Source organism: Streptomyces sp. NPDC037083 (genome assembly GCF_055606485.1).
Window position 1 is genome coordinate 156095 of sequence record NZ_JBVJSQ010000017.1, and the last position, 17289, is coordinate 173383.

Here is a 17289-nt window from a genome sequence, read left to right on the forward strand (position 1 = left end):
GGGGACCGGGCGCCGGCGGACGGCGGCAGGCGCCGGACTCTGCGGGGATCCGTCGGCGGCGAGTCCCGCGGGGCGGCCCCGGCCCTGCCGTCCGCCGAGGCGCCGGCCGGCCCGCCGCCCGCCGGGCGGCTCACCTCCCGGCAGGCCCCCCGGCGGCGGGGATGCGGGCGCGGCCTGGCCGCCGGACGAGTGCGCGAACTGCCCGACGGGGGACCGTCGGGCCGAACGCCGGCTGGTACGTGGTGCCATGAGAGGTGGTTCTCCGGGGACGATTGGTGGGCGGACGGACCGCACCAGGGACTGTGCGGCGAGGGCGCGCCCGGGGCCGGGCGACGCGGAGCGGTCGTCGAGGACGACCGGTGCGCGGGGGCGGGGTGAGCGCCCCGGGAGCGGAGGCCGGACCGGACGGTCGGGCGGCCGCGCCGGCGGCGCGAGTCGGACGGTGCGAAACGGTCGCGGCCGGACGGCCGGTTCCGGTCGCGAGGGGTGGGGTGGTCGGGGGGCAGGGCTGCGGGGATCGGGCGGCCGGCCGGGGACCGAGCCCCTGTTGGGCGGCGCGGTCGACACGGCGTCGTCGTTCACGCGGGCCGGTCGGCCGCGGTGGTCGGGACGTCGGTGCGGGTGTCCGGGGCCGGTTCGCCCTCCGATGGGCCGTGGCCCGGGACCAGCCCGGCCGCCGACTCCTCGTCGAACCGGCTCGGGGTCGGGTCGGCGCGGAGTCGGCTCCTCGTCGGCTCGGCGCGTGGTCGGCGCGCGCTCGGCGGACTTCGTCCGCCGGAGCCCCGGGCGGACCCTGCCTCAGCTTGCCGGGCTGGACGCCGCCGGGGCCGGTTCCGGGGGGCCGTCGGCGACCGTGGTGGAGGCTCCTCCGGCCGGGGACGGGGAGGAGACCGGGGAGGGGGACGCGGCCGGTGAGGACGCGGGCGGCGGCGCGGACGGCGTCGGCGCGATCACCGGGCTGCTGGGGCCGGGTGCGGAGGGGGCCGAGGCCGTCGGGCCGGCGCTGGGAGGAACGGAGCCGCCCGCCGAGGGCCGGGCCGCGGCGGCCGCCCCGCTCGACGGACCCGCGCTCGCCGGGACGCCGGGCGCCGCGCTCGCCCCCGGCTTTCCCGGAACCGCCCCGGGCACGGAGGCGGTCGCCCCCGCTCCGCCCGGCAGCCCGGCCCCCGGCCCGCCGGGCCACGGGGTCCCGGAGTCGTCGGGCGCCGACGTGCTGTCGACCTTCCCGGCGGCCGGCTTGTCGTCGGCCTGGCCCGGCACGGGGAGCGGCAGCCAGGGTGCGCCGGCGTTGCCCGACAGCAGGGTGGCCACGATGGCCACGGCGTAGGCGCCGCACGCGGTGCCCACGACGATGCCGATGCGGCGGAACGTCCGGCTGCGGCGGCCCGACTCGTCGACGAACACGGGGACGTCGGACGCGGCCTCCGGGCCGTCGGCCCGCCCCTGCTTCAGGGGATCGAGCTGGACCGTCACCTCGTCCGGATCGTGGTCCTCGTCCACACCGCCGGGCGTTTCTCCCCAGGGATCCCGGAGATCGCTCGACCGTTCGTTTTCGGAAAGGCTGTTCGAGGATTTCGAGGTCACCGACGGATCGCTTTCACGTGGTGCATCCGGCAAAGACCGGTATCCGCCGTTCTCTCCCGCCACGGACGTCAGGGATTTCCCCACCGCCCCGGCGAAGCTCTGGGATCCTGCCCCCACGACCGGCACGTCCCCGGTCGGCAACGCGGCCTCGGGCCACTTCGGTTGGGCGTCTTCCCGCCAATTCTTCACTTGTGCACTTCCCCCCACGGAACTGTTCTGGGTGCGCATACGACCCCGAGCACGCATCGATGGAACCAGGCCCCCACCCAGCTCCCGCGCCCCATTTACCCCATTGCGCTCAGGTCGACGAATCTAGCGCAGACATGGGGCCCGTGTTCTCGATGTGTCATTTATGAACAGAAGTCATGTTCATGCCTATGGCCGGAAATAGACCCTTGACAGGTCGCCGAGGCACTCACCCGGGCACCACACTCCGGACCGCGACTCGTCGAAGCGCGGAGCGGGTCCGAAGGACCAGCCGCTTTCGCCACACCGGAGACACCAAGGGACAAACAGGCCCCACCTGGGGGCGGTGGGAAACACCCCTCCAGGCATGGCTGGAAAAGCCTCTGACGCGAGCCAACGATTGTCCGCTTGCGCCAGAATCTGGCGAAGTACGACCCCTGGCCGACCGCCCCGCGGACACCGTCAGCCCCAAGCGGGCCCGTTACACCTCACGAGGGGCCGGGCCGCGCACACGCCGTTGACGCCTCCTCGGCAGCCGCGTCGCCGACGGCAGGGGGCGCCGGCGGGACGACCACGGACGAGAGCCGGCGACGGGAACGGTGAGGGGATGCGGCACTCGTCGCTCAGGGGGCGTCGGCCGGGCTCACCGGGTCGGTGAGGCGGGTGCCCAGGAGGGCGCGGGAGACGCCCTGGACCCCCTCGTAGGACACCGTCCGGCCGGGGGCGAGTTCACCGGCGAGGCGTTCGGCCAGGTTCTCGCCCTCCTCGTGCAGACGCAGCACCGCGGCGTCCCAGCGGACGTCGTCCCGGTCGGCGAGCCAGGCGTCCAGGGCCGCGTCGATGTCCTTCGCCCAGGCGGACAGGCCGGCGGCCAGGGCGCCGGTGAGGCCGAGCGCGGCCGCGGGGTCGTCCGGGGCGAAGCCGCGGTGGGGACCCTCGCGCAGCGGGTGCGCGTGGTACTCGCCGAGGACGGTGATGTGCAGCGGGTGGTGCGGAGGGTCGCCGTAGGCCTCGTAGGTCAGGAAGACCTCCCCGCACCCCCAGCACACGAAGCGGTCCTCGCCGCGCCGCTCGTCGCGGAACCGGACCGCCCAGGCGGGGCCGAGGTGAGCGGCCAGCTCCCGGGCCAGCGCACGGGTGCGCTCGACGTGCCGGCGCAGCTCTGGCCCGGACGGCCCTCGGCCGTCCGGGCCGCCCGTGTCGAGGGGCACGCGGACGAGGACGTCCCGGCGGGCCACGCCGGCCGGTTCGCTCACGTCGTTCGCGCCGTCCACGCCGCCTCCCGCCGCGCTCGCCGTCGTACGTACGCAGAAGACCCCGCCCCCTGAGGGGGCGGGGTCTTCTGTTCACATGGGATGAGTGGAGATGGCGGGAATCGAACCCGCGTCCAACGGTGCAGAATCAGGGCTTCTCCGTGTGCAGTTCGCTGTGATTTTCTCGGCCCCGGCGATCACGCGAACAAGTCGCCGACGGGCCCAGTCACTGTTTGATTTCCCTCTTCACCCCGTGACCGGGATCAAGGTTTAGTCCCCTAGATTATGCCAGGATCCGGGTCGGGAACACTCCCGGGCTGACACCCATTAAGGGTCCTACACTCACTGCTTATTAGGCAGCGAGGGCGTAGGACTGGGAATCGCTCTTGGTATTGGCGATTATTTTTTGCGACATATGGTTTACGAGATCATTGCCGCTTCCTCGACACGCTTCCCCTGCTTCAACAGCCGCTGTCGAAACCGATCATCCCCATGTTGATTTTTCAATCCCTCCGAGGAGGGCCCGTGCCCACTGCGGGGCACAGGTGCCATCGTACGTGACCAACGCACGCCGATGCCACCGTATTCCCCGCGGCCCGCGCGGCTAGGCGTGCCGCTGCTTGCGCTTGGCCGCCGCGATCGCCCGGTCCGTCTCCCGGCGGTCCTGCTTCTCGCGCAGGGTCTGCCGCTTGTCGTACTCCTTCTTGCCGCGCGCCAGGGCGATCTCGGCCTTGGCCCGGCCGTCCTTGAAGTACAGGGCGAGCGGCACGATCGTGTGCCCGGTCTCCTCGGACTTCACCGCCAGCTTGTCGATCTCCTCACGGTGCAGCAGCAGCTTGCGCTTGCGTCGCGCGGAGTGGTTGGTCCAGCTGCCCTGGCTGTACTCCGGGATGTGGGCGGCGTGCAGCCACGCCTCGTTCCCCTCGATCTGGACGAAGCCGTCGGTCAGCGAGGCGCGGCCCTGGCGCAGCGACTTCACCTCGGTGCCGGTGAGCACGAGGCCCGCCTCGTAGACGTCGATGATCGCGTAGTCGTGCCGGGCCTTCTTGTTCTGCGCGACGATCTTGCGCTTGCCGTCCTTGACCTTGCCGGACGGGGCCGCCCCGCCCTGCTTCGGCTGGGACTCCTTCGGTACGTACATTCCCTTGCTCATAGTCCCGCCATTTTCGCACCTCGAGGCGGTCCGAGGGAAAGCCGATTACGCGAGGGCCCCCGGGAGGCTCAGGACGCGTCGCCGAGTCCGCTCAGCACGGTCTCCGCCCGCTTCAGCGCCCCGTCGTCCGCTTCCAGGTCGGGGGTGATGCCCCGGCCGTCGACGGCACGGCCGGCGGGGGTGCGGTAGTGCCCGACGGTCAGCTCGGCGACGGAGCCGTCCGGCAGCCGGCGCGGCATCTGCACCGAACCCTTGCCGAAGGTGCGCGAGCCCACGACGACCGCGCGGCCCCGGTCCTGAAGCGCGCCGGTGAGCAGCTCGGCCGCGCTCATCGTGCCGCCGTCGACCAGCGCGACCAGCGGACGGACGGTGTCGCCGCCGTCCTCGGCGTGCAGGGCGCGCTGGTCGCCGTCGACGTCGTAGGTGGCGACGAGACCGCCGTCGAGGAAGGCGGAGGCGGCCGCGACGGCCTCGGTGACCAGTCCGCCGGAGTTGCCGCGCAGGTCCAGAACGATCCCGGCGCCGGCCGGGGCGTGCCGGACGGCGCTGCGCACCTTGTCGCCGACGCCCTTGGTGAAGGCGGCGACGGTGACGACGGTGACGTGCCCGGAGACCTCGCGGACGGTGACGGAGTCCGTGGACAGCCGGGCCCGGCGCAGGGTCTCGGTCCACGCGCGCGTGCCGCGCTGCAGGCCGAGACGGACGGCGGTGCCGACGGGGTCGTCCTTGGCGTCACCGCGCAGTAGGGAGACGACGTCGGTGACCGGGAGCCCGTCCACGGGCCGCCCGTCGACGCTGCGCAGCCGGTCGCCCGAGCGGACCCCGGCGGCGGCCGCGGGCGAACCCGGCTGCACCTTGGTCACCTCGATCCGGCCGTCCCGCTCGCGCCGCGCATCGAGGCCGACGCCCGTGTACCGGCCGTCGAGGGAGTCCTCGAACTCCTCGTACTCGCCCTCGGAGTAGACGGCCGCCCAGCGGTCCCCGCTGCGGCTGACGGCGCGCTCGGCGGCCTCCAACGGGGACTTGCCGTCCGCGGCCGCCTCCTCGGCGGCCCGCGTCACGTCCTCGGCGTGGCCGGCGGGCGCGGTGGAAGGAGCCGCCCCCGCGGAGTTCCCGCGGCCCTCGCCCCACTGCTGCGGCAGCGAACCGGTGGCCGCACCGGCGACGAGCACGCTCGCGAAGACCAATGTCAGGACCGCCCCGCGGCCGCAACGGCGGGGCTGACAGAACAGGTCACGGCCTGACATGCCGGTGAGTCTAGGGGAACGCGATGGGCCGTACGGCCGGTTGACCGCGCGACCCACAGGGCGTGCGTCACACCTTCAGATACTTGCGCAGGGCGAAGAACGCGGCCAGCGCGGGCATCAGCAGGCTGGTGGCGAGGATGAGCGGAAGCTTCGTCAGCACGGCGTCCCAGCCGATGAAGTTGATCAGGTTCAGCTTCTCGGACAGGGCCAGGCCGTTGTCGATGATGAAGTACCGGGCGATCACCAGGAATCCGCAGGCGACCGTGCCGCCGATGAGTCCGGCGACCGCCGCCTCGGCGATGAACGGCGCCTGGATGTAGAAACCGGAGGCGCCCACGAGCCGCATGATCCCCGTCTCACGCCGACGGCTGAAGGCGGAGACGCGCACGGTGTTGACGATCAGCATCAGGGCCACGACCAGCATCAGCGCCATCACCGCCCGCGCCGCCCAGTTCATGCCGTTGAGCAGCCCGAAGAGGTTGTCGAGGATGCCCTTCTGGTCCTGGACGGACTGCACGCCCTCGCGCCCGTCGAAGGCGGTCGCGATGACCTGGTACTTCTCCGGGTCCTTCAGCTTGATGCGGTACGACTCCTGCATCTGGTCCGGCGTGAGGGAGCTGGCCAGCGGGGAGTCGCCGAACTGCTCCTTGTAGTGCTTGTACGCGTCGTCCTGCGACTCGTACGTCACCTTCTCGACGACGCCCATCTTGTCGAGGTCGGACTTGATCTGCTTCTTCTGGTCCGCGGTGACCGCGCCCTTGGCGCAGTTCGGGTCCGACTCGGCGTCGCTCTTGTTGCAGAGGAAGACCGAGACGTTGACCTTGTCGTACCAGTAGCCCTTCATCGTGTTGACCTGGTCGCTCATCAGGAGCGACCCGCCGAAGAGCGCCAGGGACAGGGCGACGGAGACGATGACGGCGAAGGTCATCGTCAGGTTGCGGCGGAGACCTACGCCGATCTCCGACAGTACGAACTGGGCGCGCATGGCGTGTTGTTCAGGCCTTTCCGGGGACGTCCGCGGGGGCGGGCGCGATGGCGGGGGCGGTCAGTGCTGGTAGCCGTAGACGCCGCGCGCCTGGTCGCGGACGAGGCGGCCCTGCTCCAGCTCGATGACGCGCTTGCGCATCTGGTCCACGATGTTCTGGTCGTGCGTGGCCATCAGCACGGTCGTGCCCGTCCGGTTGATCCGGTCGAGCAGCTTCATGATGCCGACGGAGGTCTGCGGGTCGAGGTTGCCCGTGGGCTCGTCGGCGATCAGCAGCTTGGGCCGGTTCACGAAGGCGCGCGCGATGGCCACGCGCTGCTGCTCACCGCCGGACAGCTCGCCGGGCATCCGGTCCTCCTTGCCGCCGAGCCCGACGAGGTCGAGCACCTGCGGCACGGACTTGCGGATCTCCCCCTTCGACTTGCCGATGACCTCCTGCGCGAAGGCGACGTTCTCCGCCACCGTCTTGTTCGGCAGCAGCCGGAAGTCCTGGAAGACCGTTCCCAGCTGGCGGCGCATCTGCGGCACCTTCCAGTTGGAGAGGCGCGCGAGGTCCTTGCCCAGGACGTGCACCTGACCGTGGCTGGTCCGCTCCTCGCGGAGGACCAGCCGCAGGAAGGTGGACTTTCCGGAGCCGGAGGATCCCACCAGGAACACGAACTCGCCCTTCTCCACCTCCAGGGAGACATCCCTGAGTGCGGGGCGGGTCTGCTTGGGGTAGACCTTGGAGACGTTGTCGAATCGGATCACGGATGCACCACGGGTCGCCGGGGGTAGATGAGCGTGACCATACGCGAACCGGGGAGGGCGGCGCAGGCGTCGGGAGGGGTTGAGTGGGGCTTGTGCGTTTTTGTACGGGACTTTGTACGCCCCCCGCTCTCCGGGTGAGCCGCGCGGCCCCCGGAGGAACCTGGCACAGTGGAGGGGGAACGTTCCCGTTCCCGTAGGCGTTGTGTCCATGGAAACGGTGCTAGGAGGGCGAGGCGCATGACGTACGACCGGCTGGTGTGCGCTAACTGCGCGGCGCCCGTGAGCGAGGGCCGGTGCCCCGTGTGCCGCGCGAACCGCGAGCGGCTGCAGCAGGAGAACTTCCTCTCGGGGCTGAACCCCATGGCGCTGATCGCGCTGCTGGCGGTGCTGGTCGCGGCGGTGGCGCTGCTGGCCCACCAGACCGTCTGACCACCGGACCGTCTGGCAGCCCGACCGCCTGCCCCGCAGGGACACGCACGACGAGGGGCCCGGAGCTGATCGCTCCGGGCCCCTCGCGCGTACGTCACGTACGGGTGCGACTACCTACCGTCAGGCAGCGGCCCCGCCGCGGCCGGCCACGAGGCGCGGCAGCACACGGAAGCCGACACCGCCGGCGATCATCGTGGCAGCGCCGATGATCAGGAACGAGGTCTGACCGGCGCCGGTCTCGGCCAGCTCCTTGCCGCCGCCCTGGGCCGCCGCGTCGGAGGTGGCGTCCGAGGTGTCGGTCAGCGCGGAGCTGCCCACCTCCTGGGTGGAGGCGCCGTCGGTGTCGGTGCCGGAGCCGCCGACGGTCCCGGAACCGCCGGTCGAGGAGGAGCCGGAGGACGAGCCGCCGCCGTTGCCCGAACCGCCGTTACCGGAGCCACCGTTGCCGGAACCGCCGTTGCCGGAACCGCCGTTCTCGGAGCCGCCGTTCTGGCTGCCACCGTTCTCGGACCCGCCGTTCTGCGAACCGCCGTTCTCCGAACCGCCGTTCTCGGAGCCGCCGTTCTGGCTGCCACCGTTCTCGGAGCCGCCGTTCTGCGAACCGCCGTTCTCCGAGCCGCCGTTCTCGGAGCCGCCGTTCTCGGAGCCACCGTTCTCGGAGCCGCCGTTCTGGCTGCCACCGTTCTCGGAGCCGCCGTTCTCCGAACCGCCGTTCTCGGAGCCACCGTTCTCGGAGCCGCCGTTCTGGCTGCCACCGTTCTCGGAGCCGCCGTTCTGGCTGCCACCGTTCTCGGAGCCGCCGTTCTCCGAACCGCCGTTGCCCGTGCCACCGTTGTCGTCGGTGCACGAGGGGTCGGTCGGGAAGAGGTCGCAGAGCGGCGGGTCGTCCCCGGTCTGGACCTCGACCGAGGTGGTGGTGCTGGTGTCGACAAGCGCGTCGTCGTCGGCCGCGGCGACCCCGGCCACGGTCAGCGAGGCGCCCGCGGCGATCACAGCGCCGGCGGCTATCCGCGCGACCCGGATCCGCGTCTTCTTCGTCATATGGTTGCTACCCCCAGTAGCTGAATCGTCGATGAGGCCGCGCTCGGGGCTGTGATCGACGGAGGTAGCAGATATGCAGCTGAAGCCCCCCGGTTCACATGCGCCCCGGAGATACGCATGCCACACTGCACCTTCCCCATTTTTCAAAGCAACGTCAAGGTCGTTGCGCACGCAATGTCCTAGTCGGGGGCCTTTGCGCGATGTTGGTGCTGTGAATGTGACGTAAAAAGCAACCGCCCCTGAATCAGGGGCGGTTGCCTTGTCGACAAACCTACTTCTCCTGCTGCTTGCGCCAGCGAATTCCGGCTTCCAGGAAACCGTCGATCTCACCGTTGAACACGGCCTCGGGGTTGCCGACCTCGAACTCGGTGCGCAGGTCCTTGACCATCTGGTACGGGTGCAGGACGTACGAGCGCATCTGGTTGCCCCAGGAGCTGCCGCCGTCCTTGAGGGCGTCCATCTTGGCCCGCTCCTCCTGGCGCTGCCGCTCCAGCAGCTTGGCCTGGAGGACGTTCATCGCGGTCGCCTTGTTCTGGATCTGCGACCGCTCGTTCTGGCAGGAGACGACGATGCCGGTGGGCAGGTGGGTCAGGCGCACCGCGGAGTCGGTGGTGTTCACGCCCTGGCCGCCGGGGCCGGACGACCGGTAGACGTCCACCCGCAGCTCGGATTCGTCGATCTCGATGTGGTCGGTCTGCTCGACCACGGGGAGGATCTCGACGCCCGCGAAGGAGGTCTGGCGGCGCCCCTGGTTGTCGAACGGGGAGATGCGCACGAGGCGGTGCGTGCCCTGCTCCACGGAGAGCGTGCCGTAGGCGTACGGCACCTGCACGGCGAAGGTGGTCGACTTGATGCCGGCCTCTTCGGCGTACGAGGTCTCGTAGACCTCGGTCCTGTAGCCCTTCTGCTCCGCCCACCGCAGGTACATGCGCTGCAGCTTCTCGGCGAAGTCGGCCGCGTCGACGCCGCCGGCCTCGGCGCGGATGTTGACGAGCGCCTCACGGGCGTCGTACTCCCCGCTGAGCAGCGTCCGGACTTCCATCTCGTCCAGCGCCTTCTTGACCGAGGCCAGCTCGGACTCGGCCTCGGCGCGGGTGTCCGGGTCGTCCTCCTCCTCGGCCATCTCGAACAGCACGGAGAGATCGTCGATCCGGCCGCGCAGGACGTCGGCCTTCCTGACCTCGGCCTGGAGGTGGGAGAGCTTGCTGGTGATCTTCTGCGCCTCGTCCGGGTTGTCCCACAGGGACGGCGCGGCCGCCTGCTCCTCGAGCACGGCGATGTCTGCCCTCAGCTTGTCGAGGTCCAGAACGGCCTCGATCGACTCCATGGTCGAGGAGAGGGACTTGAGCTCTTCGGATACATCGACGACTGCCACGCCTCCAGCGTAACGGCTCCGCCAACCGGGGAGTGCCGGGTGCCGCCGATGGGCCCGTCCCCGGGGCTCCGCCGCCGCCCCCGCAGGTCCGAGGGCGGCAGGCCCGGAGGGGACGGACCGACCTGGTCAGGGTGACATCGGCGCCGAGTTCCCGGTGTCCTGCGGGGGCGCCCCCGCGTCGTCGCCGGAGGTGGCCGCCCAGGTGCCGACCCCGACCGCCGCCGCCAGGGCCGCCGCGGCCACGCCCAGCGTGATCCGGCGCCGTCGGGTGGCGGAACGGTTCCTTGCCGAGCCGGGGCGCGGCGCGCCCGCGGCCCTCGGCACCCGGGCCGTCCCGTGCGCCCCGCCCGCCAGCTCGTCCGGCGCGGGCACCCGCATCGACGTGTGGGTGTCCCGGTTGGAGTCCGGCTTCGCGTGGGGCACCAGCGGGACCGAGCCCCGTCGCACCCGGCCGGCGGGCGTCTCGGCGGAGGCGGCGGGCGCCGCCTCGTCCGGCTCGCCGCCCTCCTCCGTCTCGGTGTCCGGTTCGTCGACGTCCAGCGGCGGCATCCCCGCCAGCGTCGGCAGCTGCTCCCGCAGGCGTGCCGCCAGCTCGGAGGCCCGCAGCCGGGAGGCCGGCGCCTTCGCCAGGCACTGGACGATCAGTTGCCACAGCTCGTCGGGGATGCCGGGCAGGGGGGCGACGGACTCCGTGACGTGCCGGCGCAGCACCGCGCCCGGGTGGCCGCCGCCGAACGGGGTGAAGCCCGCGAGGAGCTCGTACAGGACGGTCGCCAGGGCGTAGATGTCCACCGAGGCGCGCGGGGGCAGGCCCTCCACGATCTCCGGCGCCAGATAGTCCGGAGTGCCGATGATCTTCGTGGCGCGGGTCCTTTTGGGGGTGTCGATCAGTTTCGCGACGCCGAAGTCGGTCAGCAGCGCGCGGTGCGAGCCGCCTGGGCCGAGCGGGCCCTGCATGTCGAGCAGGATGTTCTCGGGCTTCACGTCGCGGTGGACGATCCCGGCCGCGTGCGCGGCGGCCAGTCCCTCGGCGACGTCCGCGACGATCGCCACGGCGGCCTCGGGCGCGAGGCGCCGGTCCCGTTCGAGGCGGGTGCGCAGGTCCGTGCCGCGGACGAGGTCCATGACCAGGGCCAGGTCGTTGCCGTCGACGACCAGGTCCCGCACGGACACGACGTGGGGGTGCTCCAGGCCGAGCAGCGCCGTGCGCTCCTGCACGAAGCGGCCCACGAGCTCCTCGTCGGAGGCGAGGTCCTCGCGCAGCAGCTTGACGGCGACGGGTCCGTCCGGTCCGTCGCCCAGCCACACCGTGCCGGCGCTGCCCCGTCCCAGGATCTGGTGGGCGGTGTACCGGCTGCCGATCTTCCGTGCCAAGGCTGCTCCTACAGACGCGTGTTGCCCATCAAAGTACGCGTCCCGGGAGCCAACCTTCACCGCGGAGACGGAAATCACCCGCCAGATGTCGACAAGTACACAAACTCGCGGTCAGGGCCGGAGCCGTCCGGTCAGTTTCCGGTGCCGCCGGAACCGCCGGAACCGTTCCCGGTCGCGTTCGCCAGATCGCCGATCCAGCCGGTGACGTCGTCGAACCAGCCGCTGATCAGCTGCCAGTAGCTCTTGCCGGTGCCGATCCAGTCCTGCAGCGGGCTGAGCTCCCAGATCAGCCAGCCGGCCACGAACAGGATGACGATCGTGAACAGGCAGCCCTTCAGACAGCCCAGCCCGGGGATCCGCATCGGGTTGGCGCTGCGCTGCCTGGGCTCGCGCGGCTGACGCGGCTCCGGCGCGGGCCGCTGGCGCGGCTGCTGCTGGGGCGTGGGCGCCGGCGCGTACCGCTGGGGCTGCTGCTGCGGCTGCTGGGGCGGCGCGTACTGCTGCTGCGGAGGCTGCCCCGGGTACCCGTAGCCGGGCTGCTGCTGCGGACGCTGCTGAGGCCGCTGCTGCTGGTACGGCTGCTGCTGTTGCTGTTGCTGCTGCTGGCGGGAGACCTGGCGCTGGGGGCGGCGGCGCAGCGGGTCCTCGCCGGGGTCGAGGTACTGCTGGACCTGCGTCTGCTCGTTGCGGTCGCGGGCCGCCCGCAGCTGGGTCTGCCAGGGGTGCGGCTGCTCGGGCGGCTGCCCTGGCCCGCTCTGCTGGCCGGCCTGGTGCGGCGGCACCGGCGGCAGGACGGCCGTCGGGTCGGCCGCGCCCTGCGGCCCGCCCGTGTGGGGCAGGACGGCGGTGGGGTCGGCGGCGCCCGCCGGGCCGGACGTGTGCGGCAGGACGCTGGTCGCGGCGTTCGGGTCGTAGGCGCCGCCCGGCACGGTCGCGGGCGCCGGGTCGGGCGCGAGCACATGGCCGACCCCGTCCGCGGCCGCGATCTGCATGGAGTTCGCGTGCACGCCGATGCCCTCGGCGACGATCCGCAGTCCTCGCGCGAGGTTCTCGGCGCTCGGTCGGTCGTCGGGGTTCTTGCGCAGGCAGCGCTCGATGACCGTCCAGAGCGGGTCGGGGACCGTGGACGGACGGCGCGGCTCGGCGCTCAGATGCTGGTGGAGCACCTCGAGGGCGGAGCCGCCGGAGAACGGCGGACGGCCGGTGACCAGCTCGTACAGCAGGATGCCGGCGCCGTAGATGTCCACGGCGGAGGTCTGCGGGCGGCCCTCGGCGGACTCGGGTGCGACATACGCGGGCGTGCCGACGAACTCGCTGGTCCGGGTCAGGCCCGGGGAGTCGGCGAGGCGCGCGATGCCGAAGTCGGTGAGCAGCGGGTGCATCTGGCCGCCGTCCTGCCTGAGCAGGACGTTGGCCGGCTTCAGGTCGCGGTGCACGACGCCGTCGGCGTGGCTGGCGGCGAGGGCGTCGGCGATCTGGGCGGTGAGCAGGGACGCGGCGACCGGCGTGAAGGGGCCGTTCTCGCGCAGGTAGCGGTGCAGGTCGGGGCCCTCGACGAGGTCCATGACCAGGGCCAGCAGATCACCCTCGACGACCAGGTCGCGGACCCGGACGATGTTCGGGTGGGTCAGGCGCAGCAGCACGGAACGCTCACGCAGGAAGCGCATCACGACGTCGGGGTCGTTCGCGAGCTCCTCCTTGAGGACCTTGATCGCGACGGTCTCCCCGGGCTGGCCCGGCACGGCCGCCTCGGCGCCCGCGGTCTCGCGCTGGCGGGCTCGCCAGACGGTGCCCGTGGCGCCGCGCCCGAGCGGCTCCTCGAGCAGGTACTTGCTGCCTACCGGCCGCACGTCATGCGCTCCCTGCTGCTTGCTTGCCAGACTTGCCAGACTTGCCGGGCTCTCCAGGCTCGCTCGCCTGTCCTGCCGGTGTTCCGACCCACTGTAGTGCCGCGATGCGGACACCGGGCTGTCGTCTTCATTCGAAGGAAAGACGCTTCACCCCGGCTTCCTGGTTGCCGGAGCCGGACGTGACCGATCTCAACTGATCGTCGACGAGGTGGTTGTCAGGCACTTTTGCGGGCAGAGCCGACCAATCAAGATCACTTGTCCTCGGGTGAGGGGCGCGTTGTCAGTGACAGGTGCGAGGATGCCTGCAGTACTGGCCGCTGTGCTCGTGTGGGGTGGGGGGAAGCCCGCGCCCGTGCAGAAGGGACCGCTGACGGCGATGCAGATCCGGCTGACCGTCGTAGACCCGACGGGCGCGCCCGCCGATTCCCGGCCCCGCGCCGCGAGCTGCGACGTGCTGGTCACGGCGCCCGCCGGCACCGCCCTGGCGGCGGTGGCGTCCGCGCTGGCCACGGCGGTCTCCGGAGAGGGCGCCCCGGCGTCCTCGTCCGCGGCGGCGGTCGTGCTGTACGCGGGCGTGGAGCGGCTCGACACCCAGCGCTGCACCCTGGGCGAGCCCCCGCTGATCGACGGCGCCGTGCTGTCCCTGGGCGCCCCGGCCGACCCCGAGCCGCATCCCGAGGTCGACGACGCCCCGGCCCGTCTGCACGTGGTGGCCGGGCCCGACGCGGGCGGGGTCCATCTCCTGCACGGCGGCCAGGTCCGCGTGGGCCGTTCCGCCGACGCCGACGTGCCCCTCGACGACCCGGACGTGTCCCGTCTGCACTGCGCGGTGACGCTCTCCCCCGAGGGCCGCGTCACCGTCGCCGACCTCGGTTCCACCAACGGCACCACGCTGGACGGCGCCCGGGTGCAGTCGCGGCCCGTCCGCCTCTCCCCCGGCGCCCTGCTGCGCGTGGGCGAGTCGGCCCTGCGCCTGGCCCCGCCCGGCGGCCCGGGTCCCCGGGTGGCGACCACGCCGGACGGCGAGGGACACGTGCGGGTGCCGTGCGGGGGCGCGGCGGCCCAGAGCACGGACGCGGCGCACACGCGCGTGCAGGACACCGGCGCACCCGACGGCGGCGCGGGAGCGGACGCGGGATCAGACGCGGGCGCAGGCACCCGTGTCCCGGAAGGCCGGGCCGGCCGTTCCGGTGCGACCCCGCCGGCCGGCCCGACCGGGCACGCCAACGGCACGGTCGACTGGAGCGGCTCGGCGGCGGTCCGGGGCGAGCGGGAGCACGGGGACGGGGACACGCCCCTGACGCCCCCCGTGGTCCCGGGCCAGGGCTCGGCGCCGCGCATCGAGAGCCGCGGCGCGGCGCGCACGCCCGACCCCGCTCGCCGGCCCTCGCCGGGGTCGGCTTCCCCCGGCGACCCGGCCGCGGCGGGCGACGGCACGACGGCGACCCACGGGGGCCGCTCGGGGATCGGCTCCTTCACGGCCGGGCAGGAGGACGCCCGAGGACCGCACGGCGCGCACGGCGACGCCCGCGCCCCCGGCCACGCGTCCCCGTACGACGGTGGCGCCGGCATCGGCTCCGGCGGCCGCAGCTCCGAGAGCGGTCCCGAGGAGGGCCACGGCCACGGCGGCGACCCTTGGGCCGACGACGATCCGCGCGCGGCCGGCCGCCGCAAGGGCACCCCCCTGCGCGGCACCGAGGTCCCCCCGGGCGTGCGCAAGCGCGGAGGCCTCTCCGCGTGGGCGCGGCGGCTGGCCGGCGGGCGCGGCAACGCGGCGGACACCGCCGTCCCCGGCCCGCCCGACGAGCCGGCGGCGGCCGGAGCCGCGGCGCAGCCGTCGGCCGCCCCGTCCCCGGCGCCCGAGACCTGGCCGGACCCTGCGGCGCTGCTGCTGACGGCGCTGGGCCCGGGCCCCCGGCTGTGGGAGCGCGCGCCCGGGCACCCGGAGGCGCTGACGGTGCGGCTCGGCACGGCCGACCGGCCCGCGCCCGACGGGTCGGGGCTGCTGCCCGCCGTCCCGGTGACGGCGGATCTGCGCGAGGTCGGCGCGCTCGGCCTCGCGGGCCCGCGGCCGCGCCTGTCCGGGCTCGCGCGCGCGGTGCTCGCCCAGCTCGCCGCGCTGCACTCCCCGGAGACCCTGGAAGTCGTTCTGATCAGCACGGACCGCGGGCGTTCCGAGGAGGAGCGCACCGCCGAGTGGTCCTGGCTCGGCTGGCTCCCCCACCTGCGGCCGGGGCACGGCCAGGACTGCCGTCTCCTCCTCGCCTACGACCGCGACCAGGCCACGGCCCGCGCGGACGAACTCCTGCGCCGGCTGGAGGACCAGCTCTCCGACAGTGCGGGCGCCGACACGCCGGCGCTCACGCCCCGTGGCGCGGCCCGCCGCCCCTCCTGGGCGGTGGCGGACGACTCGGCCGACGGCGGCTTCCCCGGCCCGTACACGGTGGTCGTGGTGGACGGCGACCCGGGCGGAGCGGACCTGCGGGAGGCGGTGGCACGGCTGGCGGTGGCCGGTCCGCGCGCCGGCATACACGTGCTCTGCCTGGCCGAGACGCCCGCCGCATCCCCCTCGTCGCCGGTGACGCAGACGTACGAGGCGGCCTGCGCGGCCGCGCCCACGTTCCGCGCCTGCGGGGCGGTCGCCCTGCTCAGCGGGGACGTGGCGACCGCGATGCGACTGCTGCGGGTCGCACCGGCCGGTGCGCAGACGGAGCGCCCCGGCCCGGTGGGCCCCGGCACGGTCGGCGCGGTGGACGCGGTCTCCCCCGCCTGGGCCGAACGTTTCGCGCGGGCACTCGCGCCGCTGCGCCCCGAAGGCGCGGGCGGCGGCGAACGGCACACGCGGGTGTCCGCACCGCTGCCCCAGTCGGCCCGCCTGCTGGACGAGTTGGGCCTGGCCCGTGCCACGCCCGCTTCGCTGATGGCCCGCTGGGCGGACGCGGCGGACGACGCCGACGCGCTCGGCGGACGGGCGTGGGCGGTGCTCGGCGCCGGTCCGCGCGGTCCGGTGGGCGTGGACCTGGTCGCCGAAGGTCCCCATCTGCTGGTCGAGGGACCGAACGGCAGCGGGCGCACGGAGTTGCTGCGGGCCGTCGTCGCCTCGCTGGCCGCCGCCGAGCGGCCGGACCGGCTGAGCGTCATCCTGCTGGACGGCCGCGACACCGTCGGCAAGGGCGGCGGCCACGGCGACGGCCTGCGGGTGTGCACGGACCTGCCGCACGTCACCACGCATCTCACCGCCAACGACCCGGTCCGCATGCGGGAGTTCGCACAGTCGCTGAGCGCCGAGGTGAAGCGGCGGGCCGAGTTGCTCGGCCGCTCCGACTTCACGGAGTGGCACACGCACCGCGCGGTCTCCGGCCGCATCGTCCCGCAGCGCACCCCGGGCCCGCAGCGCACCCCGAGCGCGCCGAACGTCCAGGCGCAGGGAGTTGGGAGCGGCGCCGCCGACCTCGACGCCCCGCCCAGCGCCACCATCCGGCTGCGCCCGGGAGCGGCCGCCCGTCAGCGCGCCGAGGCCCCGCCGCCGCTGCCCCGGCTGGTGGTGGTGGTCGACGACCTGGACGCGCTGGTCTCCCCCGCCCTCGGCTCTCCGGGCCGGCCCGCCGCCGGCTCGGTCATGCGCGCGCTGGAGGCGGTGGCCCGCGAGGGCGAGCGGCTCGGCGTCCATCTGGTGGCGGCGACCGGCCCCGGGGGCCGTACCGCGGAGTCGGAACCGGTGCGCCGGTCCACTGTTCGGATCACGCTAGACCCGCCGGGTGCCGGCCCGGAGGAACCCGCGCCGGGCCGCGGCCGACTCAAGGGCGCGGACGGCCGTCTCACGCCCTTTCAGGGCGGCCGCGTCACGGGCCGCATACCCCGCACCGCGACGCTGCGGCCCACTGTGGTCCCCCTGGAGTGGGCCCGCATGGGCGATCCCCCGGCCCGCAGACCCGTGCGGGAGTTGGGCAACGGCCCGACGGACCTGGCGCTGCTGGCCAGCGCCCTGGAACGGGCGGCGCGCCATCCCAGCCCGTCCGGCGTCCACTGACGACGGCACGGAGCCACACCGATCACGACGCG

General features: G+C 73.5%; 12 protein-coding genes and 1 other RNA gene. 2 read left to right on the plus strand and 11 right to left on the minus strand.

What is annotated here, in order from left to right; all coding sequences use genetic code 11:
- Positions 1-798: 798 nt before the first annotated feature.
- The 7 genes from ACZ7DE_RS35980 to ftsE all read right to left on the minus strand — a co-directional run bounded on the left by ACZ7DE_RS35980 (position 799) and on the right by ftsE (position 7158).
- A complete protein-coding gene (locus tag ACZ7DE_RS35980; RefSeq protein ID WP_470768607.1) occupies positions 799-1500 on the minus strand; it encodes a hypothetical protein in 702 nt (233 codons plus the stop codon).
- Between the two features lie 893 nt (positions 1501-2393).
- On the minus strand, positions 2394-3044 hold the full coding sequence (locus tag ACZ7DE_RS35985; protein ID WP_470768608.1) for a hypothetical protein: 651 nt from the start codon (positions 3042-3044) through the stop codon (positions 2394-2396).
- An 83-nt stretch (positions 3045-3127) separates the two neighbouring features.
- Positions 3128-3515, minus strand: a transfer-messenger RNA (tmRNA) gene (gene ssrA, locus ACZ7DE_RS35990).
- 112 nt (positions 3516-3627) lie between these two features.
- Positions 3628-4164 (minus strand): SsrA-binding protein SmpB, encoded by a 537-nt coding sequence (smpB, locus tag ACZ7DE_RS35995; RefSeq protein ID WP_470768609.1) that lies wholly within the window; start codon positions 4162-4164, stop codon positions 3628-3630.
- 80 nt (positions 4165-4244) lie between these two features.
- On the minus strand, positions 4245-5423 hold the full coding sequence (locus ACZ7DE_RS36000) for a S41 family peptidase (protein WP_470768610.1): 1179 nt from the start codon (positions 5421-5423) through the stop codon (positions 4245-4247).
- Between the two features lie 67 nt (positions 5424-5490).
- The gene (gene ftsX, locus ACZ7DE_RS36005; RefSeq protein WP_470768611.1) at positions 5491-6408 is read right to left on the minus strand and encodes a permease-like cell division protein FtsX; all 918 of its coding nucleotides are present in this window, start codon (positions 6406-6408) and stop codon (positions 5491-5493) included.
- A 60-nt stretch (positions 6409-6468) separates the two neighbouring features.
- Positions 6469-7158: a cell division ATP-binding protein FtsE gene (gene ftsE, locus ACZ7DE_RS36010; RefSeq protein ID WP_020132390.1), complete on the minus strand. Its 690-nt coding sequence runs from the start codon at positions 7156-7158 to the stop codon at positions 6469-6471.
- Positions 7159-7395: 237 nt separating this feature from the next.
- On the opposite strand from ftsE, the gene ACZ7DE_RS36015 reads away from it, so the two are divergent.
- Positions 7396-7587: a hypothetical protein gene (locus ACZ7DE_RS36015; RefSeq protein WP_188184167.1), complete on the plus strand. Its 192-nt coding sequence runs from the start codon at positions 7396-7398 to the stop codon at positions 7585-7587.
- A 120-nt stretch (positions 7588-7707) separates the two neighbouring features.
- On the opposite strand, the gene ACZ7DE_RS36020 is transcribed toward ACZ7DE_RS36015, so the two are convergent.
- From ACZ7DE_RS36020 to ACZ7DE_RS36035, 4 genes are all read right to left on the minus strand, one after another.
- Complete coding sequence (locus ACZ7DE_RS36020; RefSeq protein ID WP_470768612.1) at positions 7708-8628, minus strand: hypothetical protein; 921 nt, start codon at positions 8626-8628, stop codon at positions 7708-7710.
- Positions 8629-8899: 271 nt separating this feature from the next.
- A complete protein-coding gene (prfB, locus tag ACZ7DE_RS36025; RefSeq protein ID WP_470768613.1) occupies positions 8900-10003 on the minus strand; it encodes a peptide chain release factor 2 in 1104 nt (367 codons plus the stop codon).
- A gap of 126 nt (positions 10004-10129) precedes the next feature.
- Positions 10130-11377 (minus strand): serine/threonine-protein kinase, encoded by a 1248-nt coding sequence (locus tag ACZ7DE_RS36030; protein WP_470768614.1) that lies wholly within the window; start codon positions 11375-11377, stop codon positions 10130-10132.
- Between the two features lie 131 nt (positions 11378-11508).
- Entirely contained in the window at positions 11509-13227 is a 1719-nt protein-coding gene (locus ACZ7DE_RS36035) for a protein kinase domain-containing protein (protein WP_470768615.1), read from the minus strand.
- Between the two features lie 376 nt (positions 13228-13603).
- On the opposite strand from ACZ7DE_RS36035, the gene ACZ7DE_RS36040 reads away from it, so the two are divergent.
- Positions 13604-17257: an FHA domain-containing protein gene (locus ACZ7DE_RS36040; protein ID WP_470768658.1), complete on the plus strand. Its 3654-nt coding sequence runs from the start codon at positions 13604-13606 to the stop codon at positions 17255-17257.
- The last annotated feature ends 32 nt before the right edge of the window (positions 17258-17289 follow it).